This window comes from Lachnospiraceae bacterium oral taxon 500 (genome assembly GCA_002999035.1).
Taxonomy (GTDB): domain Bacteria; phylum Bacillota; class Clostridia; order Lachnospirales; family Vallitaleaceae; genus W11650.
Genome location: CP027241.1, coordinates 1,036,031 through 1,057,526 on the forward strand (window position 1 = coordinate 1,036,031; position 21,496 = coordinate 1,057,526).

The 21,496-nt window shown below is 43.7% G+C and carries 23 protein-coding genes; 5 read left to right on the plus strand and 18 right to left on the minus strand.

Going from position 1 to position 21,496, the window contains the following annotated elements; all coding sequences use genetic code 11:
- Positions 1–37: 37 nt before the first annotated feature.
- The 16 genes from C3V36_04805 to C3V36_04880 all read right to left on the minus strand — a co-directional run bounded on the left by C3V36_04805 (position 38) and on the right by C3V36_04880 (position 13,833).
- A complete protein-coding gene (locus tag C3V36_04805) occupies positions 38–958 on the minus strand; it encodes a 16S rRNA (adenine(1518)-N(6)/adenine(1519)-N(6))-dimethyltransferase (protein AVM68625.1) in 921 nt (306 codons plus the stop codon).
- Entirely contained in the window at positions 942–1,751 is an 810-nt protein-coding gene (locus C3V36_04810) for a hypothetical protein (protein AVM68626.1), read from the minus strand. The genes C3V36_04805 and C3V36_04810 overlap by 17 nt, the downstream gene beginning before the upstream one ends.
- 41 nt (positions 1,752–1,792) lie before the next feature.
- Positions 1,793–2,311 (minus strand): hypothetical protein, encoded by a 519-nt coding sequence (locus C3V36_04815; protein ID AVM68627.1) that lies wholly within the window; start codon positions 2,309–2,311, stop codon positions 1,793–1,795.
- Between the two features lies 1 nt (position 2,312).
- Positions 2,313–3,182, minus strand: a complete 870-nt coding sequence (locus tag C3V36_04820; protein AVM68628.1) for a chromosome partitioning protein ParB — start codon at positions 3,180–3,182, stop codon at positions 2,313–2,315.
- Position 3,183: 1 nt separating this feature from the next.
- Entirely contained in the window at positions 3,184–3,948 is a 765-nt protein-coding gene (locus C3V36_04825) for a chromosome partitioning protein ParA (GenBank protein ID AVM68629.1), read from the minus strand.
- Positions 3,949–4,366: 418 nt separating this feature from the next.
- Complete coding sequence (locus tag C3V36_04830) at positions 4,367–5,029, minus strand: DNA-binding response regulator (protein ID AVM68630.1); 663 nt, start codon at positions 5,027–5,029, stop codon at positions 4,367–4,369.
- Complete coding sequence (locus C3V36_04835) at positions 5,026–6,261, minus strand: histidine kinase (GenBank protein AVM68631.1); 1,236 nt, start codon at positions 6,259–6,261, stop codon at positions 5,026–5,028. The genes C3V36_04830 and C3V36_04835 overlap by 4 nt, the downstream gene beginning before the upstream one ends.
- A gap of 88 nt (positions 6,262–6,349) precedes the next feature.
- Complete coding sequence (locus tag C3V36_04840; GenBank protein AVM68632.1) at positions 6,350–7,054, minus strand: 16S rRNA (guanine(527)-N(7))-methyltransferase RsmG; 705 nt, start codon at positions 7,052–7,054, stop codon at positions 6,350–6,352.
- Positions 7,055–7,121: 67 nt separating this feature from the next.
- A complete protein-coding gene (locus C3V36_04845) occupies positions 7,122–8,996 on the minus strand; it encodes a tRNA uridine-5-carboxymethylaminomethyl(34) synthesis enzyme MnmG (GenBank protein AVM68633.1) in 1,875 nt (624 codons plus the stop codon).
- 330 nt (positions 8,997–9,326) lie between these two features.
- A complete protein-coding gene (locus C3V36_04850) occupies positions 9,327–10,694 on the minus strand; it encodes a tRNA uridine-5-carboxymethylaminomethyl(34) synthesis GTPase MnmE (GenBank protein AVM68634.1) in 1,368 nt (455 codons plus the stop codon).
- Positions 10,695–10,846: 152 nt separating this feature from the next.
- On the minus strand, positions 10,847–11,080 hold the full coding sequence (locus tag C3V36_04855) for a prevent-host-death protein (GenBank protein ID AVM68635.1): 234 nt from the start codon (positions 11,078–11,080) through the stop codon (positions 10,847–10,849).
- A 271-nt stretch (positions 11,081–11,351) separates the two neighbouring features.
- Entirely contained in the window at positions 11,352–11,987 is a 636-nt protein-coding gene (locus C3V36_04860) for a DNA-binding protein (GenBank protein AVM70444.1), read from the minus strand.
- 102 nt (positions 11,988–12,089) lie between these two features.
- The gene (locus C3V36_04865; GenBank protein AVM68636.1) at positions 12,090–13,058 is read right to left on the minus strand and encodes a hypothetical protein; all 969 of its coding nucleotides are present in this window, start codon (positions 13,056–13,058) and stop codon (positions 12,090–12,092) included.
- Complete coding sequence (locus C3V36_04870) at positions 13,049–13,285, minus strand: membrane protein insertion efficiency factor YidD (GenBank protein AVM68637.1); 237 nt, start codon at positions 13,283–13,285, stop codon at positions 13,049–13,051. The genes C3V36_04865 and C3V36_04870 overlap by 10 nt, the downstream gene beginning before the upstream one ends.
- Positions 13,279–13,650 (minus strand): ribonuclease P protein component, encoded by a 372-nt coding sequence (locus tag C3V36_04875; protein ID AVM70445.1) that lies wholly within the window; start codon positions 13,648–13,650, stop codon positions 13,279–13,281. The genes C3V36_04870 and C3V36_04875 overlap by 7 nt, the downstream gene beginning before the upstream one ends.
- A 48-nt stretch (positions 13,651–13,698) precedes the next feature.
- Positions 13,699–13,833: a 50S ribosomal protein L34 gene (locus tag C3V36_04880; protein ID AVM68638.1), complete on the minus strand. Its 135-nt coding sequence runs from the start codon at positions 13,831–13,833 to the stop codon at positions 13,699–13,701.
- A gap of 85 nt (positions 13,834–13,918) precedes the next feature.
- Here C3V36_04880 and C3V36_04885 point away from each other — a divergent pair, with 85 nt between their 5' ends.
- The 5 genes from C3V36_04885 to C3V36_04905 all read left to right on the plus strand — a co-directional run bounded on the left by C3V36_04885 (position 13,919) and on the right by C3V36_04905 (position 17,991).
- A complete protein-coding gene (locus C3V36_04885; protein AVM68639.1) occupies positions 13,919–14,128 on the plus strand; it encodes a hypothetical protein in 210 nt (69 codons plus the stop codon).
- A gap of 455 nt (positions 14,129–14,583) precedes the next feature.
- A complete protein-coding gene (locus C3V36_04890) occupies positions 14,584–16,572 on the plus strand; it encodes a methyl-accepting chemotaxis protein (protein ID AVM68640.1) in 1,989 nt (662 codons plus the stop codon).
- A gap of 157 nt (positions 16,573–16,729) precedes the next feature.
- Positions 16,730–16,993: a prevent-host-death protein gene (locus C3V36_04895; GenBank protein ID AVM68641.1), complete on the plus strand. Its 264-nt coding sequence runs from the start codon at positions 16,730–16,732 to the stop codon at positions 16,991–16,993.
- The gene (locus C3V36_04900) at positions 16,986–17,288 is read left to right on the plus strand and encodes a type II toxin-antitoxin system RelE/ParE family toxin (protein ID AVM68642.1); all 303 of its coding nucleotides are present in this window, start codon (positions 16,986–16,988) and stop codon (positions 17,286–17,288) included. The genes C3V36_04895 and C3V36_04900 overlap by 8 nt, the downstream gene beginning before the upstream one ends.
- A gap of 196 nt (positions 17,289–17,484) precedes the next feature.
- Positions 17,485–17,991: a hypothetical protein gene (locus C3V36_04905; protein AVM68643.1), complete on the plus strand. Its 507-nt coding sequence runs from the start codon at positions 17,485–17,487 to the stop codon at positions 17,989–17,991.
- Between the two features lie 2 nt (positions 17,992–17,993).
- On the opposite strand, the gene C3V36_04910 is transcribed toward C3V36_04905, so the two are convergent.
- Both C3V36_04910 and C3V36_04915 read right to left on the minus strand, forming a co-directional pair.
- Positions 17,994–19,607, minus strand: coding sequence for a hypothetical protein (locus tag C3V36_04910; GenBank protein AVM68644.1), 1,614 nt, complete (start codon positions 19,605–19,607; stop codon positions 17,994–17,996).
- Between the two features lie 195 nt (positions 19,608–19,802).
- Positions 19,803–21,401: a hypothetical protein gene (locus tag C3V36_04915; GenBank protein ID AVM68645.1), complete on the minus strand. Its 1,599-nt coding sequence runs from the start codon at positions 21,399–21,401 to the stop codon at positions 19,803–19,805.
- Positions 21,402–21,496 lie beyond the last annotated feature (95 nt).

Here is a 21,496-nt window from a genome sequence, read left to right on the forward strand (position 1 = left end):
ATCATAATCTGCTGCAAAAGACAATAGGGAAAAAAGTTTATTCCTTTTCAGCCAGCAACCCGCTTAGCTGCTGAAACTCCACCAGCGACAACCTCTCTCCCCGGATATCTTCCGGCAGCGCCATTTCGCTGAGTGCCGCCTTTATTTTTTCCTTGGGAGCAATGCCCTTATTGCTGAGTGCATTGAGCAGGGTCTTACGTCTTTGCTCAAAAGCCGCGGCAATCACCCGAAAAAGATACTTTTCCGCCTGTTCGGAAAGTTCCGGGTAAAGGTCCGGTTCCGTATCCGCCGGGCAAGCGTCCCGACTGCCGGCCGAAATCCTTTCCGCCCCGGCACCGGGTCGGGTTTTAATCTGCAAATGCAGCACTGCCGACATCACCTTGGGCGCGGGTAAAAAGACATGCGGCGGTACCGTCATCACGATTTTTGGTTCCGCATAATAGGCGGCCGCCAAAGTAATCGCTCCGTAATCCTTACCTCCCGGCTGCGCCTGAATCCGGTCGGCCACTTCCTTTTGCACCATAATTGTAATCGTCCGCAGCGGCAGTCTTTCTTCTAGCAGCTTCATCAAAATCGGAGTCGTGATGTAATACGGCAAATTGGCCACCACTTTGATACTTTCTCCGGGGTATTTTTCCTGCAGATAGGTTTTCAAGTCCCATTTCAGCACATCGGCAAAGATCAGCTCGACATTGGAAAATTCCTTTAAGCTTTCCTTTAAAACCGGCGCCAGTTCTATGTCAATCTCAACTGCCGTCACCGCCTTGGCCGCCTCAGCCAGCTGGGCCGTCAGCCCGCCGGCACCCGGACCGATTTCAATCACCACATCATCTTTCGTAATACCTGCTTTTTCGACAATTTCCTCAAAAATCCGGCGGTCGGTAATGAAGTTTTGGCCAAACTTTTTCTTGAGGACAAAGCCATGCTCCTGAACCAGTTTTTTAGTATCCGCTTTCATTTAAAATATATTTCTCCACAATTTCCGCCACACCGCCTTCGTTATTGGTTCTTTCTGTGACGACATCGGCAACTTCCTTGACCTTGGGGTTCGCGTTTTTCATAGCCACACCCAGCCCCGCATACTCAATCATATAGGCATCGTTAAAGCTGTCCCCGATGCAGATCACCTCGCCGGCCGGAATATTCAGATGCTCCGCCAGATATTTGACAGCCAGTCCCTTGTTGGAAGTTTTATAGACTGCTTCCAGATATTCCGGTTTGGAGAAAAAGTAATGATATTCCTCGCCGAACTCTGCTTCCAATTCGCTGCGCAGCGTTTCCAACACTTTTCTGTCGGTGGAATTGAATAAAATCTTAATCGAATACGGCAGCACCGTTAAATCTTCGACTACCCGGCCGACCACGCCGGTATTGGCTTCGTATTGATTAATCCTCGGATCGTCTTGGTCAACCGTCAGGCCGTCACAATAACATTGAATAATCACCGGATACCGGCGAGCGATCATTATCATTTTTTTCAGGTTTTCACCCTTAATTTCATCCCGCCACAAAGTTACTCCGCCCAAAGTCTGCACCACCGCCCCGTTATAGGAAATAAAATAATCTTCATCGGTAAACAGATCCGTTTTTTTCATAATATTTTCCATTGACGCGCTTTCCCGGCCGGAGCAAAGCACCACATAAACACCCTTTTCCTTCGCCTGCCGCAGCGTGCGGAAATTGTCCGGATGAATTGACAAATCATCCGCTAATAAAGTGTCATCCAAATCAATTGCAATCAAACGATACATATTTTTTCCCTTTCTGTTTGCGGTTCAGACCGGCATAAGCACTATTTACTGGACAATCTTTCCCGTTCCGAAACTGCTTTTTCCAGCACTGCTTGTTCTTCCTTGGACATAACCTGATCGACCTCGCCTCTGACCACTTCCTTAGCATAAGAAAAAGAAAAATCCGTGCTGTGAATACTATTAATTAAAACTCCGCTGTTTTCCTCATTGAGCAGTGCCAACGCATAGGATACCTTGCCGCCCTGCGTGGCAAAAGCATCATACTTAATGAGTCTGACTTTTTTGATGGCTTTTTTCTCTTTAGCCATAAACCTGGTCAGTCGCCGCTTTTCTTCCTTACATTCCTGACTCAGCCGTTCCAATTCCATTCTTAATTCTTTTGCTTCTTGTTCTAAAGTTTTATCTAAAGCGCCGCTTTCATGCGCTTTTATCCGTTTTTCCAGTTTTCGATACCTGCTGTTTTGCCACAGCAGCAAGAATAAAATCAGTAGGATGCCCGCTGCCAGCACCGCAAGCAGGATGCTCTGATTGCTTTCTACCCATTGCCAAATGTTTTCCATGTCAGTCTTCCCTGTAGTGCAGAATATCCAAAATCCGCTCCAAATCTTCAATGGAAGTATAGTTAATTTCTATCTTCCCACTGTTGTTTTTACGAGTGGTCAAGGTTACTTTGGAGCCGAAATGTTCCGCCATTTTTCTTTCCACTTCTTTCATCTCCGGACTCAACTTAAGTGTCGCCGGCATCGCTTTTGTCTGCCGGGTCAGGCTTTTGATATAGCTTTCCGTTTCCCGGACAGATAACTGCTTATCAAAAATCATCATGCCGATTTCGGCCTGCTGCTGTTCATCACTGATCGCCAACAGACACCGGGCATGGCCCATGCTGATCATCCCTTCGGCCGTCATCTTCTGAACAGCCGGACTTAATGCCAGCAGCCGGAGTGTATTGGTAATGGCTGTCCGGCTCTTGCCAATCCGGGCCGCCAACTCGTCATGGGTCAGAGAAAACTCTTCCAGTAATCTCTTGTAAGCGCCGGCCTCCTCCATAATATTCAAATCTTCTCTTTGAATGTTTTCAATCAGGCTGACTTCGGCCAACTCTTTTTCCGTCAACTGCTTAATAATAACCGGCATTTCTTTTAATCCCGCTAACTTCGCTGCCCGCCACCGGCGCTCACCGGTAATGATCTCATAGGTTTTTTCCTTTTTGATCACCAAGATCGGCTGAAGCACACCGAAGTTTTTCATCGATTCAGCCAGTTCCAGCAAACTGTCTTCTTCAAAAGTTTTTCTCGGCTGCAAAGGATTCGGCTCAATCATTGACACCGGTAAAAAAAACACCTCTTTACCGGCTGCGATATCTAATTCCGACTCCTGCCGGTTTTCACCGAAAAGAGCGCCCACGCCCTTTCCCAGTCCTTTTCTTTTCATACTATCTCCTTTCGATTACTTCCTGCGCCAGTTCCCGGTAAGCAATCGCTCCTTTGGATGAGGGATCATATGCGGCAATCGGCTGTCCGTAGCTTGGTGCTTCGCTCAACCTGACATTTCTGGGAATAATCGTTTTGTAAATATTGGTATTTTTTAATTCGTTTTTTACTTCTTCCACTACTTCCAGTGACAAATTGGTTCTGGCATCATACATGGTAAAAACAATACCCTCTATTTCGAGCGATGGGTTCAGCCTTTCCTGAATCAGCCGAATCGTATACATCAGCTGTGATAAGCCCTCCAAGGCATAAAACTCGCATTGCAGCGGTACCAGCACGGTATCGGCTGCTGTCAGGGCGTTAATCGTCAGCAGGCTTAAGGACGGCGGACAATCAATCAGGATAAATTCATAGTCCACTTTGATCTCGGCAATCGCCCGCTTTAATATTTCGCTGTTATCCGGCACCCGGATCAGTTCAATTTCTGCCCCGGCCAGGTCAATATTTGCCGGTAAAATATCCAAATTGGGGTAAACATTTTCCCCGATAATATCATATATTTTTTGAGTCTGTAAAAAAACGTCATAAGTAGTCTGGGTTAAAGAAGCTTTATTCACACCCAGCCCCTGCGTGGTATTGCCCTGCGGGTCACAGTCAATAATTAAGGTTTTCCTGCCCGCTTCGGCTAAGCAAGCGGAAAGATTAACAGCCGTTGTGGTTTTTCCCACCCCGCCCTTTTGGTTTGCAATGGCAATGACTCTGCCCATAATCTCCTCCCGTTTTGTGTTCCTGTTTTGCATTCAATTCAGACCAGCCAATCACTTATATAATACGGCCAAAAAACCGCACTGTCCAAGGGCGCATCAAACCTAAAGATCCATTACTTACCGCCCGCCCTCATAATTTGTTGATATTTTGCGGCTGCCTGAACTGTAACTGCTTTTTAGTATATCATAATCCTTGACCGGATACAACACCAAACAAAAATGTTTCACGTGAAACATTTCCGGGTTTAACCCTTTATTGTTTCACGTGAAACATCTGTCTGCTTTATAATTTTGGTTGCATAAATCGGGGTGTCAATATTGAAATTCTTCCTCGCTAACACCATTGTTTGGCCGGCGTCCCTTGCGTTTTCGATAACTTCTGTTTCAACCGACAATCCAATAGGGTACCCTCAATCTGTCAGGCCTCCATTTCCGATAATTCTACCAGGCCTGTCTTAATCGCATAAATTGCCGCCTGCGTCCGATCGGAAACGTCAATCTTTTTAAAGATGTTGGAAATATGATTCTTGACGGTCTTTTCACTGATGCGCAGCCGAATGGCAATTTCTTTATTCAACATGCCGTTGGTTACTAATTTTAGAACCTGAATCTCCCTTTTGGTCAAAAAGGTCTTTTTCCCGGCCGGCGTCTTTGGGCTGAAATCATTCAGCAAATAAATCGCCATCGTCGGCTGAATATAAATTGAGCCGTTATGAACTGCCCGGATGGCGCTGGCCAAAGCGTCCGATTCACTGTCTTTCAGAACATAGCCTTTGGCCCCCAGTTCCATGGCCCGTCTTAAATATTCAACCTCATCATGAATCGTCAGAACAATGGTTTTCAGATTCGGCAGTTCCTGCTCTAATTTTTCCAGAGTCTGCATCCCGTTTAGTTTCGGCATATTGACGTCTAAAAGCAAAACATCAATTTCATCCCGATGCTGCAGGCAGTAATTAATAGCATCCTGCCCATTGCCGGACTGAGCAACAACTTCAATGTCACCTTCTAATTCCAGCACTTTTTTTAAACCTTCTCTGATCATAGCATGATCGTCGGTTATCATTATCCTGATTTTATTCATGCTTTCCTCCTTTTTTCATCCACCTGACCTAACGGGATCGAAATCTGAATTTTAGTGCCCGCTCCCCGTTCCGAGTGAATATTTATGTCGCCCCTGAGCAAGTCAACTCTCTCTTTCATAATGGATAAGCCAAAACCATGATCTATTTCTTTTTCGGCAAAAGAAATATCCGGCATACCAACTCCATCATCTTCAATCCGAATTAACAGATCATCTTTGTCAATATTTATCGCAATCTGGGCATTTTTTGCCTGCGAATGTTTTCTGATATTAGAAAGTGCCTCCTGAAAAATTCGATAAATCGTCAGGATCATCGTTTCGGACAAAGTAAAATTGCCTTCGCCCAGTTCCTCGCCCAGAATAAGCTGTAAGTTCCGATTGGGGTAATTCTTTTGAAAACTTTCCACATCTCGTTTAATCGTCGGAATCAGGCCCAAATCATCCAGCGACATCGGCCGCAAATCATAAATCAAGCGGCGAATATTGCTGATACTGTCCCTTAACTCCGATTTCAGAGAATTTAATTCTCTTTTGGCCAAATTAATATCCTTATCCAAAAGCTTAACGCTAAATTCGGCATTAATCAGCACCTGGGACAACTGCTGCGCCAAACCGTCATGCATTTCCCGGGCAATCCGGCGCCTTTCTTCTTCCTGAATTTGTAAAATCTTAATGCCCAGCGCCTGCTTATTATTGATATCCTCAATCGTATCGGTCATTTTTTTGATATTTCCGTTCAGCAAAGAGACGGCAATATTAAAATCACTGGACAGCTTTTCCGCCCGGTCATTTAAATCTTTGGTGCTGCGCAGCTGAATTTCCAAATCATTCCGCCGCCGAATGATGGTGCTTTCTTTATTCTTTTCAATTTCCAGCCTGACCCGCAACTGTTCAGTTTCCTCCTGCAGCCGACGCAGCTCTTCCTCGCTGTAAGTACTGATATTGATCAGTTTTTTCCGATTCAGGTCATAACTCTGATATAATTTATCGACCGAAGCAATCAGGCTTGATGTTTCTACTTTTAAATCAATTAATTCTTTCTCCAGATCATCATATTCCCTCCGGGCGTAATTGCGGATCTCATAAATTTCTTTTTCCCCATCCGTAATAAATTCAATCGTTTGGTTCAAGATCTTGTCCAACGCTTTGGTTGGCTTCGAATTAACCGCAGGAGGTAATGAGCCGGATTTTACTTCTTTTGTTCCCATCTGATTTCTATTCATTTTCTCCATTTTGTTTATTCCTTTATGATCTGACTTGATTGTCTACGCTCTGCTGTTTGCTTTGAGTATTTAGTACAGTATACCACAAAAAATTAATTTATAAAGGCTTTTTTGCTATCTTTTCTGAATTTCTGGGATATTCCGGCGGTGTTTTTTTCTGCTTCCGAATCAACGGAAAAAACCGCCGCGCATCCAAAATCCGATCTTCTTCCATCGCTGTCATTTCTCCGCCCAAAAGCGAAATCGCCCGCTCCGACTCCGGAAGTTCGGCCAGCACCTTCTCCGCCTTATAGGGGATAAAATAGCCGCCCGGCCGCACCAGCGGCAGGCAGTATTCGGACAATTTATTTAAATGACTGACTGCTCGAGACACGCAGTAATCAAAGCTTTCCCGCAGTTCCGGCTGACGGCCGGCGCTTTCGGCCCGACTGTTAAGAACTTTGGCATTTTTTAAATCCAGCGCAGCAATGACCTCTTCCAAAAAATGAATCCGTTTGGTTAAAGAATCCAGCAGCACCACCGTTAGTTCCGGCTCCATCACCGCAATCGGGATTCCCGGAAAACCAGCGCCGGTACCGACATCAATCAGCCGGGTACCTGGCTCAAACTGAAAATGCCGGTGTAGCAGCAGGCTGTCCCGCAGATGTTTTTCCAAAAAGTCCTGCGGCTCAGCCAATGCCGTCAGATTCATCACCTTATTTTTTTCGCTCAAAAGCTGATAAAACTGTTCCAACTGGCTAATCTGCCCATCTGTCGGCTGATACTCCTCCGCCTGCAAAATTTTTCTGATTTCCTGCTTCAAGTTTACCTCCCTGAACTGTGCCGAATACTGATATCATGTCTGCGAAGAGCTTGCCTGAACTGTAACACTACTTACTCAAATAAATCAGCAACACGGAAATATCCGCCGGCGAAACGCCGGATATCCGGCTGGCCTGCCCGATATTTAAGGGTTTTACTTGTTTCAGCTTCTGCCGGGCCTCCGTTCTTAAGTTCCCGATTTGATCATAATCAACGGTATCGGGAATCCTTTTATTTTCCAATTTTTTATATTTTTCAACCTGCTCGGTCTGACGGGCAATATAGCCTTCGTATTTAACCTGAATATTGACCTGCTCCAGCACTTCCTCCGGCAGCACCGCCCGCTCGCGGTCAACCGCCGCCAGACTTTCATAAGTAATTTCCGGCCTTTTTAACAGTTCATATAAACTGATACCTGACTTCACCGGCGTTGAGCCTTGGCTTTCCAAAAATTGATTCAGCTCCGGGGTACAGCCTAAAATCTTCTTGTGCAGACGCTCCACCTCCGCCTCAATTTCTTCTCTTTTCCGGCAAAACGCCCGATAACGCTCCTCCGGCAACAGACCAACCTGCCAGCCATAATCCGACAACCGCAAATCGGCATTATCCTGCCGGAGCAGCAACCGGTATTCGGCCCGCGAAGTCATCATTCGATATGGCTCATTCGTTCCTTTGGTGACCAAATCATCTATCAGCACACCGATATAGGCTTCTGACCGGTCTAAAATCAAGGGTTGCGTTCCTTTGACAAAAGCCGTCGCATTGATGCCGGCCATCAGCCCCTGGGCCGCTGCTTCTTCATAGCCGCTGCTGCCGTTAAACTGACCGGCGCTGAACAGCCCCCGAATCGCCTTTAACTCCAAGGTCGGCTTCAGCTCCAGCGGATCAATACAGTCATATTCAATCGCATAGCCGATCCGCATCACCTCGCAATGCTCAAAGCCCTTCAGTGTCCGAATCATCCGGATTTGCACATCTTCCGGTAAAGAACTGCTAAGGCCCGCCAGATACATTTCATTGGTATCGGCTGCTTCCGGCTCAACAAAAATCTGATGCTTTTCCTTATCGGCAAAGCGGACCACCTTATCCTCAATCGAAGGGCAGTAGCGCGGCCCCGTACCTTTAATTACCCCGCCGTAAAGGGGCGAGCGATCCAGATTGGCGGAAATAATCTCGGCCGTCTGCTGATTGGTATAAGCCAGCCAGCAGGAAATCTGATCCTTACGAATTTCTTCCCCCTTATTTTCAAAAGAAAACGGTACAATCCGCTCATCGCCCGGCTGCTCCGTGAGTTGCGAAAAATCAATCGTCCGCCGATCAACCCGGGAGGGTGTTCCGGTCTTAAAACGATTCAGCTTAATGCCCAAAGCCCGGAGGCCATCCGATAAATGATTGGCCGCCTGCAAGCCGTTCGGCCCGCTGGCGATGCTGACATCACCGTAAATACATCTGGCCTTTAAATAAGTACCGGTTGCAATAATCACCGCTTTTGCCTGATAAATACCGCCGGAAATGACTTTAACTCCCCGGACATTTTTCTGCTCATCCACAACAATATCAATTACTTCAGTTTGTTTAATCTTCAAATTCGGCGTATTTTCCAGGGTTTTTTTCATTTCGCGGGAGTACGCATGCTTATCGGCCTGTGCCCGCAACGAATGAACGGCCGGCCCTTTGGCCTGATTAAGCATTCGGCTTTGAATGTAGGTTTTATCAATATTCTTGCCCATTTCGCCGCCGAGCGCATCAACCTCCCGTACTAAATGTCCCTTTGAAGTACCGCCGATACTGGGATTACATGGCAGCATGGCAATACTGTCTAAACTGACGGCAAACAAAATCGTTTTCAAATTGCTTCTGGCCGCCGCCAGGGCTGCCTCCGCTCCGGCATGGCCGCCGCCGATCACAACCACGTCGGCCGAATCTATAATGTATTCTGTCATTTATTTTTCCTTCTTTATGTTTAACTCAACTTTCTCCCCCCCCTCATCGAAGTGCTCCGCACTTCTGTCCGGGCGGGCAATCTGCCCCGATCGAAAGCTCCGCAGTCTGCCTAAAAAAGACAGTTCCAGTTTTGCAGAACATGAGAAAGCTGCATTTTTAACCTATCGGTTCTTTATCATATTAACATATATTAACAATCTTGTCATCTAAAAAACAAATTTTTCACAATTGTATATCCCGGCTCAGATAAGCGGATATTTATACCTGATATGAGGGCACGCAGCACCGACTCTCCTCTGTCCGCAAAACTGCCTTTTTAGCCGACAACCTTACTTGCCGACACAAAAGCGGGCAAAAATCTGTGTCACCACATCATCTTCCACACTTTCCCCCAAAATCTTAGACAACTCCAAATAAGCTGCCTTTAAATCCAGCGCCCAAAACTCCTCACTTAAGCCCGCCTGAACCGACGCAATCGCCTGCCGCATCGCCGCCGCCGCACCGACTAAGGCCTCCTTTTGCCGGAGATTGGTAATATAAAGACCGTCCGATTGCTCTAACTGTCCCAACGCAAATAAATCGGTAATAATCTTTTCCAGATGGTCAATTCCATATCCGGTCAAAGCCGAAGTCTCAATCACAACCGCTGCCGGGTAATTCTCGGCAAAATAACGGCGATCAATTTTACCGGCCAAATCCACTTTATTTAAAATGAAAATACATTTTTTATCGCGGATTTCCTCTAAAATTCGGTGATCCTCCGCCGCCAAATCAGAGGAAGAATCAATCACAAACAGGATCAAATCCGCCTGATGAATGGACTGCAGCGATCGTTCTATCCCGATTTTTTCAACTGTATCACCGCTTTCCCGAATACCGGCAGTATCAATCAGCTTTAAGGTCAGACCGTTTAAATAATAATATTCCTCCAGCGTATCCCGGGTCGTGCCGGCAATATCGGTCACAATCGCCCGGTTCGCCCGCAGCAATGCGTTCAAAATAGAGGATTTACCCACATTCGGCTTACCGATAATGGCCGTCCGAATGCCGTCCTTAATCAGTCGACCGTTTTCATAGGTAGCGCCCAGCGTTTCCACTTCCTCTAAAATATCCTTGATCCCGGCAATCATCGCCGGCTGCTCCAGCGTTTCAAACTCATACTCGGGATAATCAATGCCGACTTCAATATTTGCCAGCAGCTGAATCATTTTTTCGCGCAGGGCAGTAACTCTCTTTTTCAACTCACCCGATAAATGCGCCGCAAATCCGGCCAGTTCTCTTTCCGTCTTGGCCGAAATCATATCCATGACCGCCTCCGCTTGGGACAAGTCCAGCCGGCCGTTTAAAAAAGCCCTTTTGGTAAACTCACCGGCGGCGGCCAGTCTTGCTCCGTTTTCCAGCAAAAGTTTCATCACTTTTTGCAGCACGACCGGTCCGCCATGACAGTTAATCTCGGCAATATCCTCTCGGGTATAGGTATGCGGCGCTTTCATCACCGATACCAAAACTTCATCAATAATCCGGCTGCTTTCCACGATATGGCCGTAATGAATGGTATGTGATTTTCTCTCTTTTTCCGGATTCTTCGGCCGGAAAACTTTATCTAAAATAGTCAGGCTCTCCGGTCCCGACATTCGAATAATTCCAATGCCGGCGCTGCCCGGCGGCGTGCTGACAGCTGCAATTGTATCTTCCATTTTTTTCTCCACCTTTTTATTTTAAGCTATAAACACAGGCAAAAATCCTTATGATATCCTTATATCGGTCAATGACAGGATAATCTTCACATATTTATCACTTATTTGCTAAATAATTCCGGAATCTTCCCACACCGCATCGTGATAATTCGTCAGAAAACCGACTCATTGGGAAACAGCACTTTACTGTCATTGCCGGCTCCTTCGGCTTCCTGCAGCTGCATCAAAAGTTTTTTTTCAACCCGAACCCGCTCATAATCTTCAATATCCATGACTACAAATCGTCCTCTGCCGTTTTTGGTCAGATATACCGGTTCTCCTTTGCGGCAGTTTTTCAAAACTTCGTTATAATTTCTCAAATCCGACACCGGTAAAATATTAGCCATATTCTTTCTCCTCCTCCTTAATTTCTAAATCTTTCTACACTTATATTATATCTAAAATGCTGTAAAATTCAACGTAAATTTTTACAGCATTCCTCACAACTATGAAACTGGAGTTTTGAATGTAAAAAGCCAAGAATAAGCATTGCTTAATCTTGACTTTCTTCTTTTATTCACTTAACTTTCTCCCGATCGAAGCGCCGAGCACTTCTGCCGGGCGGTAAGTCTTCCTAAAAAAGACTGTTCCGTTTTTGCAGAACACAGGAAAGTTGAATTATTCGTTTTCTCTTTTTTTGGGAACGATAATCACCCGGCGGAACGGCTCTTCTCCCTCGCTGTACGTTTCGATAAACTTGTATTTTTGCAGCGTGGAATGAACAATCCGTCTTTCATTTGAGCTCATCGGCTCCAGCGTAAACTTTTTGCCGGTTTTCTTAACCTTCATCGCCAGATTATTCGCTAGGGACTCCAAAGTCTTGCGCCGGCGATTGCGGTAATCTTCCGTATCCATCTTAATCCGAACATAATGATCGGAATATTTATTGACCACCAGTGAGGTCAAATACTGAACGGCGTCTAAAGTCTGGCCTCTTTTACCGATTAAAACGCCCATTTCTTCGCCTTCCAAATTGATGGATAAGGTATTTTTATCTTCCTCTGTCAACGTAATTTTCGAAGAAATATCCATTGCCTTCAAAAGATCGCTTAAAAAGTTCTCAGCGATATCTTTTAAGTTTACCTTCTTTGTTACTCTGACTCTTGCCAATTTTGAACCGAACAGTCCTAAAAGTCCTTTGGAACCTTCGTCTAATATTTCCACATCGACTTGATCCGAAGTCAGACCGAGTTCTACCAAAGCGTCCGTCACTGCCTCATCAACCGTTTTTGCCGATTTTTCAAGCGATTCCATTCTATCCTCCATTAAATAACTACTCCTTTCCCCTGGTCTTTCTTTTTGACCATCGCGCCTGAACTGTACATTTTTTTGACAAACACAGGAAAGAAGTATTCCTTAAGCTTTTTTTTCATCCAAATACTTATTGATCACAATCTGCTGTACCAACTGGAATAAAGTACCAACTAACCAATAAAGACCCAAACCCGCCGGCATGCTGATCACAAAAAAGCCGGTCACAAAAGGCATCGTATACATCATGGTCTTATTGGTCTGCGCCGCCTGATCGTTTCCGCCGGCATTTTTATCCATCGACAGCTTCGATACCAAAAACTGCGCCGCTACGTTTAACACCGGAATCAACACACCGATACTCATTAAGTTCGGGTTATCCGCTAAATTAATCCCCAGCAGATAATTGATCTTGTTAATATGCGCCAAAGAATCCGCTAAAACGGTAGACAGCTGCGGCATTTTCTCAAACAACAGGTTCCACTGATCGGTGGTAAACTTACTGAACAAATCAATCAAATGATTTTCCGAAGTCGGATCGAAGTTGGGAACTCCCAAACTTTTAAGGCCTTCGTTAATCTCCAACAAAACCGAACTGATTCCGGAAATACCCGAAATCTTAGACACAATTCCCAAATAAATATCCCTGACGCTTCCGATATAAGCCGGTAAATTCCTTAACACCTGAAACAAAGCCCAAATAATCGGCAGCTGAACAATCAGCGGCAGACAGCCGGAAAAAGGACTGGTACCATGCTTCTGATAAAGCTGTGATATTTCCATCTGCATTTTTTGCTGCGATTCCGGATCTTTTTTATTTTTATACTTATCCTGAATTTTTTTCATTTCCGGCTGAAGTTTCTGCATCTCGCGCATGGACTTTTGCTGTTTAAAGGCCAGCGGCAAGAGCAAAAGCCGGGTAAAAATGGTAAACAGGATAATGGACATACCTATGGATTCCAGCCCTAAGCCGTTTTTTAAAATATTATAGATATAATCCATTACTACACCGAAGAACCGGGAAATCGGTCCGATTATCGGTGCCGTCGACTGGGTCAACGAAACTAACAACATCTCTTTTCCTCCTTGTCAGGCACAGGATCATACCCACCCTTATGAAAAGGGTGACAGGACAATACCCGCCTGACCGACAAATAGGTTCCTTTCCAAAAGCCAAACCGCCGGTAGGCTTCCAAAGCGTAAGCGGAGCAAGTCGGAACATAAATACAACTTGGCCTTTTCAGCGGCGAAATATATTTACGATAAAACTTCACCAAAACGATTGCCAAATGACTTAACATATCTCACCTTTGCCCAATTCTTTTGCGTTTTCCGCTATCATCTTACGCAAGCCAAGCAAATGCAATAAAGTGGCTTCGATCTCCTGATAATTCTTTCCTTTTGCTGCCGCCCGAACTACGATCACAATGTCATAGCCGGCTTTGATTTTCTGCTGATTTAAACGATAGGCTTCTTTTACTAATCTTTTCAGTCGATGCCTGACAACACTGTTTCCGACCTTTTTGCTGACCGAAATGCCGATCCGATTTTCCGCCGTTTGATTTTTTAGGAAATATCCAATCAAATGCTTATTAACACAAGAACAACTATGATTATAAACCTGCTTAAACTCCTGATTTTTTTTGAGTGAACAAACCGATCCCACGGTAATCCTCAAAACTCTTCTGCTTAAAAAAGACCACGAATGTGGTCCTTATGCCGCGAGTTTCTTTCTTCCTTTTGCCCGTCTGCGGCTTAAAACATTTCTGCCGTTTTTGGTTCTCATTCTTTTTCTGAACCCATGTTCTACTTGTCTTTGACGCTTTTTCGGCTGATAAGTCATTTTCATAGCGGCGCACCTCCTCTTTTTCTATTTTTGCTTATTTTCCGATTGCTCTTCCAATAAGGCTTTAAGAAGTTGTTCTGATATTGCAATGCTCCGAAAATCGGATTTCATCGAAAGCTTTGAAAAAAAGCACTGCTTTTATTATAATAAGGCAAGGCCGCTTCGTCAAGTTTTTTTTTCTATTATCGCTAATTTTTCAACTTTTTTTCAACTTAAAAAAGTAATTTGTAAAAAAAAAGACACACTGCTTCCGCATGTCTTTATAACATATCTTAATAAGTCCTGCTTTTATTTATAAAAAGTACTTAACAATCGCATAAATAACAACCCCTACTGCAAATCCCAAGAAAAAAATTAATTTTTTTCCAGTTTTCATAATCCATACTCCTTTTTTGTTATTTTAAATAAATGGATTTTTTGAATAAATTGTTACTTTTTTCTTTTAAATGCTTTATATTAATTTATATTAACATTTTTTTGGTTTTTGTCAATCTTTTTATTTAAAATAGTTTATTTTTTATTTATTTTTTATCTGCCGGCGATATAGTAAAAACGGCAGCCGACTAAAAAACCGCATTTTCAGAGCATAGTATATTGACAAGCCATTTTTAAATTGTTACAATTGAACCATGCTGGAAGTCTATGCAGAATCTTTTACCCCATAACAGCTTTTCTTTTAAAAAGTAAAATGCTTTGTCAAAGCCACAAACTTAATGCACTTGTTCCACTACACTCATGCACGGGAGGATTCCAATGAAACTAAAAAGCAAAATGTTATTTTTAATCGGCGTTCCGATGCTGTTAGTTATGATTATTCTGACCATCGTTTCTTACAGTTATTCCCGATCTCTGCTGGTCAGCGAAAGCCGGGAAACCATGCTGGCTTTCGCTCAAAAATACGCTTCCGATATTGAAACCATCATTTCTGAAAAAAAAACCTATGTTGAACTCTCGGCCAATAATATTTCTAAGGAACAAAAAAGAGGACAGGCGCTTTTAAGTGATCTAACCTATTTAACCAACCATGTGGACGGCGCTTTAACTTTTTACGCCGGTTTTGCCGATAAAACCTTTTTGGACGGCTCCGGCTGGGTACCGGAAGCCGGCTTTGACCCGACCAGCCGCAGTTGGTACCAAGGCGCCATCGGCCAAAATACCGCCTATGTTTCCGATCCTTACATCAACGCCATTGATAACAGCATTGTAGTTGCCATTAGCTATAACTTAAACTACAACGGCCAATCGGTCGGCGTTTTGGGCGGCGATATTTCGATGAAAGATTTTGAAGCTTTAGTCAAGGCAATTCAATTTAAAAAAACCGGCAAAGCATATTTAATGAATAAAACCGGCGCTTTTATCATTCACGATCAGTATTCCCTAAACGATAACATGGCGACCGTCAAAAACGGCGAGCTGGCGGCGGTTGCCGGCAAGCTTTCCACTAAAGATCCGGCATTTTTATCCCATCAGGACAGCGGCGTTGACCGTTTTTACGCTATTTGCCCGATCAAAAACACCAACTGGGCCATTGTTTTGGAAGCGCCGGTCCGGGAAGTCATTCAGGTATCTTATGAATTAGCTCTTTTTATGGCAATAATTGGAATTTTTTCTATTTTACTGCTGCTGCTTATTATTTATTTGATTGCCAATTCCATTTCCCGGCCGATTATCCGGTTAAGCGAATGCATTCAAGGCATGACCCAATATGATTTTACCCTGTCGGATACTTCGCCGTCCGTCATTTATTCGAAAAATAAAGATGAAATCGGCGTCATCTCCAGAGCCCTGATTACCGTTAAAAAAACGATTCAGGAAATCATGCTGCAAATTACCGATATTGCCAGCCAGGTTTCGGCCTCGTCCGAGGAACTGACCGCTTCCAGCGAACATTCCGCCGATACCTCCCGGAATTTGGCCCGAACCGTTGAGGAAATTTCCAACGGCGCCGTCATGCAGGCCGAAGACATGCAAAAGAGCGCGGAGGCGATGCAAACCATGGACGGAGCATTAAGCGCCAATGAAACAATTATTCAAACCTTAAATACTACTATTAATGAGGTATCTTCGGCCAAAGAAAAAGGAATCTTGACGGTCGGCCAGCTGATTGCCGCCACGCAAAAAGTGAAAGACGCATCGGAAAAGATTCATGAAGTAATTTTAAATACTAATGACCGGGCTTTGCAGATTTCCTCAGCCAGCAATATGATTCAGTCTATTTCCGACCAGACTAATCTATTGGCTTTAAACGCCGCTATTGAAGCCGCCCGGGCCGGAGAAGCCGGCAAAGGCTTTGCCGTTGTGGCGGAGGAAATTCGAAAATTAGCCGAGCAATCCAATCTTTTTACCAAGGAAATTCAGGAGATCGTTCAGGGCTTAACCTCCAAAGTAACGGAAACCGTGGATATTATGAATATTGTCGGCGATACGGTCACCGAGCAAAACGATAAGGTCAATGAAACCCGGCAGTTATTCCATTTAATTTCAGCGGAAGTGGATAAAAATATGCAGGAAGTTGGCAACTTAAATCATTCGGTCAAAGAACTGAAGCTGACCAAGCAATCGTTGATCGGCATCATTGAAAATCTGTCGGCTTTGTCCGAGGAAAATGCCGCCGCCGCTCAGGAATCCTCCGATTCCCTGAACTCGCAGCTGAACTCAGCCCAAGAGGTAGCCAGTGCCAGCGCCAGCTTAGCGGCTCTGGCTCAGGATATGATTGAAATGATTAATAAGTTTAAAATTTAAAATAACTCCAATATGATTTTCAACTAACTTTTAAAAAGTCTTTATATGCCGGTATAGCCTGTTGTTTCATGGCTTTCCGGCATTTTAAATGGCTATCTGCCTTGCAATTTGTGTATAATTCTGCTATAATTATGTACAAAGAAAGGAGACGGATACTATGCCACAGATCAGACCGATTACGGATTTAAGAAATACTACCGAAATTTCAGAACTTTGTCACGCGAAGCGTGAGCCCCTTTTTATCACCAAAAATGGCTATGGAGATTTGGTGATTATGAGTATTGAAGCATATGAGGAAATGCTTGAAACGGCACAGATAGATATTGCGATAAACGAAGCGGAAAAGGAGTTTGCCTCAGGCGGTGAACTACTTGATGCAAGGGATGCGCTTTCGTCTTTAAGGAGAAAGCATTTTGAATAAATATATTGTAAAGCTCTATGCTCGTGCCTATTGGGATTTAGACGAAATCTATACCTATATCGCAGGTAGTTTATTAGAACCTGCCACAGCTTCTAAAATAATTGACGAACTGGAAAATACAATTTTCAGCCTGGAAACTTTTCCCGAACGTGGAGCGATTCGGCGTGTAGGTGCCTATGCAAATCAAGGGTATAGACAGCTGTTTTATAAAAATTATACCATCATCTATCGCGTACTGAAGGAAAAGAAAGAGGTGCATATCGTTACGGTGAGATATACACCAAGTAATTTCTAACAACTGAGTATTTTTCTTTGCCAAAACCGTCCTCTAAAAGCCTTGTATTTTATCTGATAAGGTACTCCTGCATTTCGCATTCATTATAAGATAATAAGATATTTTTTTTCTATTCCAATAATTTCACTACCCATTTTTAAAAAAAAGGTGTATAATCAGAAAGATATCATTTATTTTTAAAAAAGGAGTAGTTATCATGGACAAAACAACTATTACTATCATTATTGTGGTCGCCGCCATCTGGATTGTATTAACCATTTTCTTTGTTTGGCTGAATAAGAAAAGAAAAGGCAGTCAATCTTCTTTCCTGGAAAAAAACAAAGACAAAGCCATTTTGCATTTGTACTGCAAAAATATTACCATTGATGGCCGTGATCTTGCGATTTTTGAGCCGGTTACCGGCGAGTACGCTCAAAAAATCGTCGCCCTGCCGGCCGGCAGTCATACCATAGAGGGCGTGTTTGAAACGACGGAAATCACCATGACCGGCAAAAACCGAAACCTCGTATCGGAAAAGCTTTCCTTTGACCTGGATTTAGAAGCCGGCCATCAATATACCGCCGGGATGTATTCCTATCCGCCGGAAGAAGGCAAATCTGACTATGAGGGCAATGCCGGCAAAGACATTTTCACCATGCCGCTGACCGCTTATGAAGGCAGCAGTAAAGTCGCCGCCTATATTATCTGCTATCAGGAAGATTAAACTTAGGATCTTTCTAATTTCACTATTTTATTGCTGTACGGATCAAAATCAGAATTATGACTGACGGCAACCATCGTCATTTGATTTTTTTGCTGATATGCTGTCAGTCTTTGCAGTAGGATCTGCCTCGTTGCTTCATCAAGTGCACTGGTCGCCTCGTCTAAAATTAAAACTTCCGGCTTTCGCAGCAGCATCCGGGCTAAACCCAAACGCTGTCTTTCGCCGCCGCTGATATTTTTCCCATTTTCCTGAATGAAAAAATCCATGCCTTTCTCCCGGCAAAATTCATCCAGCACACAGGTTTTAATGACCTCGTCTATTTCCTCTTTGGAATAGGAATCTCCCAACAGTAGATTTTCCAAAATACTGCCCTCAATCAAAACCGTTTCCTGCTGCACTTGCAATACATGCTGATAATATTTGGACTGCTCATATTCCGAGACCGAAGTTCCATTATATTTGATGCTGCCGTCTAAACCTTTAAAACGAAGAAAGCGAGAAAGCAAGTTTAAAATCGTTGATTTGCCGCTGCCGCTTTCGCCTTTTATCAGGACGGTATCTCCCTTTCCAATAGTAAAATCAGCCGACAAAGAAACTTCCCCGCCATCATATTGATATATTTTAAGCTTAACTTCCATTTCTGCAAAGGCGGCCGGTTCTTTCTCTCCGTTTTCTTCCTGCCAAGGAGTATAAATATCCTTCATCTGGTCGTAAACCGTCTGTGCATTTTGGCGATCAACCACCAGCGCTGCCAATAAAATAATAGGCTGATTTAATTTCTGTGCTAGCAGAAGAAGTGCCACTGCCCCGCCCGCGGTAATCTCACCCATTTTAACAAACAACAAACTTAATGCAAAAATCAACAATGGTAAGGTATTGACCATAAAAGTCAGCATCGCATCACTTAATGCCATAAAGCGGCTTAATCCGCCGATTACTTCCTGATTGCCCCGCCGATGCAGGGCTTTTAAGCGATTATAAAAATAATCGCCATTATGCAGCTGGCAAATCAGCGGAAAGTTTTCTAAACAGGATTGCAGATACGAATGAAGCCTGCCGTATAATTTTTGCTGCCCGGCGGTAAACTGTGATTCCTTTTCCCCAAAATAGCGAGATAGAGCAAACACAATCAAAATAACCGCCAGCGTAAGCAAGGTCAGCGGCCAATGATAACGAGCCATTAAAACCAAATAAATCAGCAAAATAAGGGACTGCAAAACCATATTAACCGGCCCCTTCGACAGCCAATTAGAAACCACGGCAGTGTCATTATGAATTGCCGAAATGCTTTCGCCTAAGTTTTTTTTCTTATTGCCGGTGTAATTTTGCAAAAAAGCGGCAAAAGTATATTTTTTTAACTCCATTTCACCATAATAACCCAATGCCCGAAAAAAATACTGATCCAGAATAATTATGCCAATAGAAATAATTAAAATTCCCAAAAACTCTGGCGCCAGCTGCCAAAACCGGGAAATATCCATTTGCGCCGCCGTATCAATCAGCTTTTGCAGCCGGTCAATCAGCACCAAACCAACCAATTCATTTCCCATAAATCCAAAAATAAAAAAAATTCGTTCTTTCCAAAACTTACGATAAACGGATTTTAATTGATTCATACTGCTTTCTCCTGTCCCATCAAAATAAATTTAACTTTCCCCTGAGCAAAGTGCTGCGCACTTCTGCCCAGCGGGCGGTCTGCATGGACTCCACTTTCGGCAATTTGCTCCGCAATTTATCTATCGTTCCCACCCGCTGCCGAAAAGTGCAGCCTTTCTAGAAGCAACGAGCCCCTAATCGAAGTACTGCACACTTTAAATATAAATAATTTTATCACTATATTTTTCAAAATCCTGTTTATGACTAATCGCTAAAATTGTGATAAAATGGCGGCGAGCAAAGGCAGCAACATTTTTAACTACCATTTCCGCCGTGTCCGCATCAAGCGCACTGGTCGCCTCGTCTAAAATCAAAAGTTCCGGTCGGCGTAGCAATATCCGGGCAAGCCCTATGCGCTGCCTTTGACCGCCGCTTAAATTACTGCCGGTATTTTCAATCATATAATCCAGTCCGTATTGCTGAATAAAACTCTCTAAACCGCAAATCTGAAAGATTTCAGTGAGCTCCTCATCGGCTGCTGCTTGCTCCATTAAAAGATTTTCCTTGACGGTTCCCGGAAACAGCAGTGTATCTTGACTAACCAGCAAAATATGTTTATGATATTCCGTCGGTGGCAGAGTTTGAATATCCTGACCATTATAGCTAATCCAGCCGCTCTGCCTGTTTATTTTTTTCAAACCGGCTATGATTTTAACTAAGGTTGATTTGCCACCGCCGCTGACGCCCTTAATCGTACAAATATCGCCCCTTTCTATCGTAATATCTGTACTTTTCAACAAAACCCGGCTGCTGTTTTCCGGCTGGTAACTTTCTATTTTAACTTCAATTTTATCAAAAGGGGTCAATCCTGCTCCATTATTCTCCCCCCAAGATGCACTTTCTCCAATCACCGCGCCAATCCGTTTTTCAATTTCCAGCGCTGCGCTTTTCTGTGGCAAAAAATCAGCCAGTGTCTGCACCGAATCGGCAATTCGCATGGTCAAATCCATCATAATAATCGCTTTGCCAATCGTCGCCCGACCCAGCACTGTCAAAATCACCCCCATAAACAACATCAAAAAGGGAATGACTTCCGTTGAAAAAATAAGCTGAGAAATAAAAAAAGTCTGACTTTTCACTAATTTTTTTATGACCGGTAAATATTCTTCCTTCATGTAATCATCATATTTTTGACTGAAAAAAGACATCTTACCCAACTGCCGAACCGTATCAATACTTTTGCCAATATTGAGCATATATTGATTCAGGCGGCTCCCAACCGCTTGCTGCTGATTCTTATATTTTCCCATCCGGTCACTTAAATAATTCGCCAAAAATAAGCTGCATATCACCAGAAAAAACGCTGCCAGTGCTAAAACAGCATCTGTCCAAAAGAGAAAAAGACAAAAACTGGCTAAATTCACCGCTTCCAAAATTAACTGTAGCTGACCATGCGTCTGCCACGGCATCCATTCATACATATCGCTGGTCAAATGATATAACAGCGCTCCGCTTTCCGTTTTTTCAAAAAAAGCATATTCCCGACCAAGTACGTTTTTAACTGCCTGCGCCTGTCCTTCCAAGTTTCCGTTTTTTTCAAGCGAAGTTTTTAAATATTCCTTGATATAACGAAGAACCGACAAAAAGAAATATGCAATGAGGAGGCCCCCAAAAAACAAAGGCTGAAAAGTCATAGCATCAACAAAGCGCTGGGTATAACCTTCCATGATCAAGGTTACAGCCGTAAGCGCAATCGAGGAAACAGCCAAAGCTATCCTTTTTTGATTGATTTGTTTAGAAAACTTTATTTTCATGATAAAAACTTTTTCTCCAATTCATAACTCAACTTTTCCATGTTCGTCAGAACAGTCTTTTTTAGGTAGACCACCCGCCCGGAATCAAGGGAAAG

Excerpts from the sequence above, each read along its gene's own strand:
- C3V36_04805 (AVM68625.1), bottom strand. The coding sequence starts at position 958 with ATGAAAGCGGATACTAAAAAACTGGTTCAGGAGCATGGCTTTGTCCTC.
- C3V36_04810 (AVM68626.1), bottom strand. The coding sequence starts at position 1,751 with ATGTATCGTTTGATTGCAATTGATTTGGATGACACTTTATTAGCGGAT.
- C3V36_04815 (AVM68627.1), bottom strand. The coding sequence starts at position 2,311 with ATGGAAAACATTTGGCAATGGGTAGAAAGCAATCAGAGCATCCTGCTT.
- C3V36_04820 (AVM68628.1), bottom strand. The coding sequence starts at position 3,182 with ATGAAAAGAAAAGGACTGGGAAAGGGCGTGGGCGCTCTTTTCGGTGAA.
- C3V36_04825 (AVM68629.1), bottom strand. The coding sequence starts at position 3,948 with ATGGGCAGAGTCATTGCCATTGCAAACCAAAAGGGCGGGGTGGGAAAA.
- C3V36_04830 (AVM68630.1), bottom strand. The coding sequence starts at position 5,029 with ATGAATAAAATCAGGATAATGATAACCGACGATCATGCTATGATCAGA.
- C3V36_04835 (AVM68631.1), bottom strand. The coding sequence starts at position 6,261 with ATGGAGAAAATGAATAGAAATCAGATGGGAACAAAAGAAGTAAAATCC.
- C3V36_04845 (AVM68633.1), bottom strand. The coding sequence starts at position 8,996 with ATGACAGAATACATTATAGATTCGGCCGACGTGGTTGTGATCGGCGGC.
- C3V36_04850 (AVM68634.1), bottom strand. The coding sequence starts at position 10,694 with ATGGAAGATACAATTGCAGCTGTCAGCACGCCGCCGGGCAGCGCCGGC.
- C3V36_04855 (AVM68635.1), bottom strand. The coding sequence starts at position 11,080 with ATGGCTAATATTTTACCGGTGTCGGATTTGAGAAATTATAACGAAGTT.
- C3V36_04860 (AVM70444.1), bottom strand. The coding sequence starts at position 11,987 with ATGGAATCGCTTGAAAAATCGGCAAAAACGGTTGATGAGGCAGTGACG.
- C3V36_04865 (AVM68636.1), bottom strand. The coding sequence starts at position 13,058 with ATGTTGTTAGTTTCGTTGACCCAGTCGACGGCACCGATAATCGGACCG.
- C3V36_04870 (AVM68637.1), bottom strand. The coding sequence starts at position 13,285 with ATGTTAAGTCATTTGGCAATCGTTTTGGTGAAGTTTTATCGTAAATAT.
- C3V36_04880 (AVM68638.1), bottom strand. The coding sequence starts at position 13,833 with ATGAAAATGACTTATCAGCCGAAAAAGCGTCAAAGACAAGTAGAACAT.
- C3V36_04885 (AVM68639.1), top strand. The coding sequence starts at position 13,919 with ATGCTCCGAAAATCGGATTTCATCGAAAGCTTTGAAAAAAAGCACTGC.
- C3V36_04890 (AVM68640.1), top strand. The coding sequence starts at position 14,584 with ATGAAACTAAAAAGCAAAATGTTATTTTTAATCGGCGTTCCGATGCTG.
- C3V36_04895 (AVM68641.1), top strand. The coding sequence starts at position 16,730 with ATGCCACAGATCAGACCGATTACGGATTTAAGAAATACTACCGAAATT.
- C3V36_04905 (AVM68643.1), top strand. The coding sequence starts at position 17,485 with ATGGACAAAACAACTATTACTATCATTATTGTGGTCGCCGCCATCTGG.
- C3V36_04910 (AVM68644.1), bottom strand. The coding sequence starts at position 19,607 with ATGAATCAATTAAAATCCGTTTATCGTAAGTTTTGGAAAGAACGAATT.
- C3V36_04915 (AVM68645.1), bottom strand. The coding sequence starts at position 21,401 with ATGAAAATAAAGTTTTCTAAACAAATCAATCAAAAAAGGATAGCTTTG.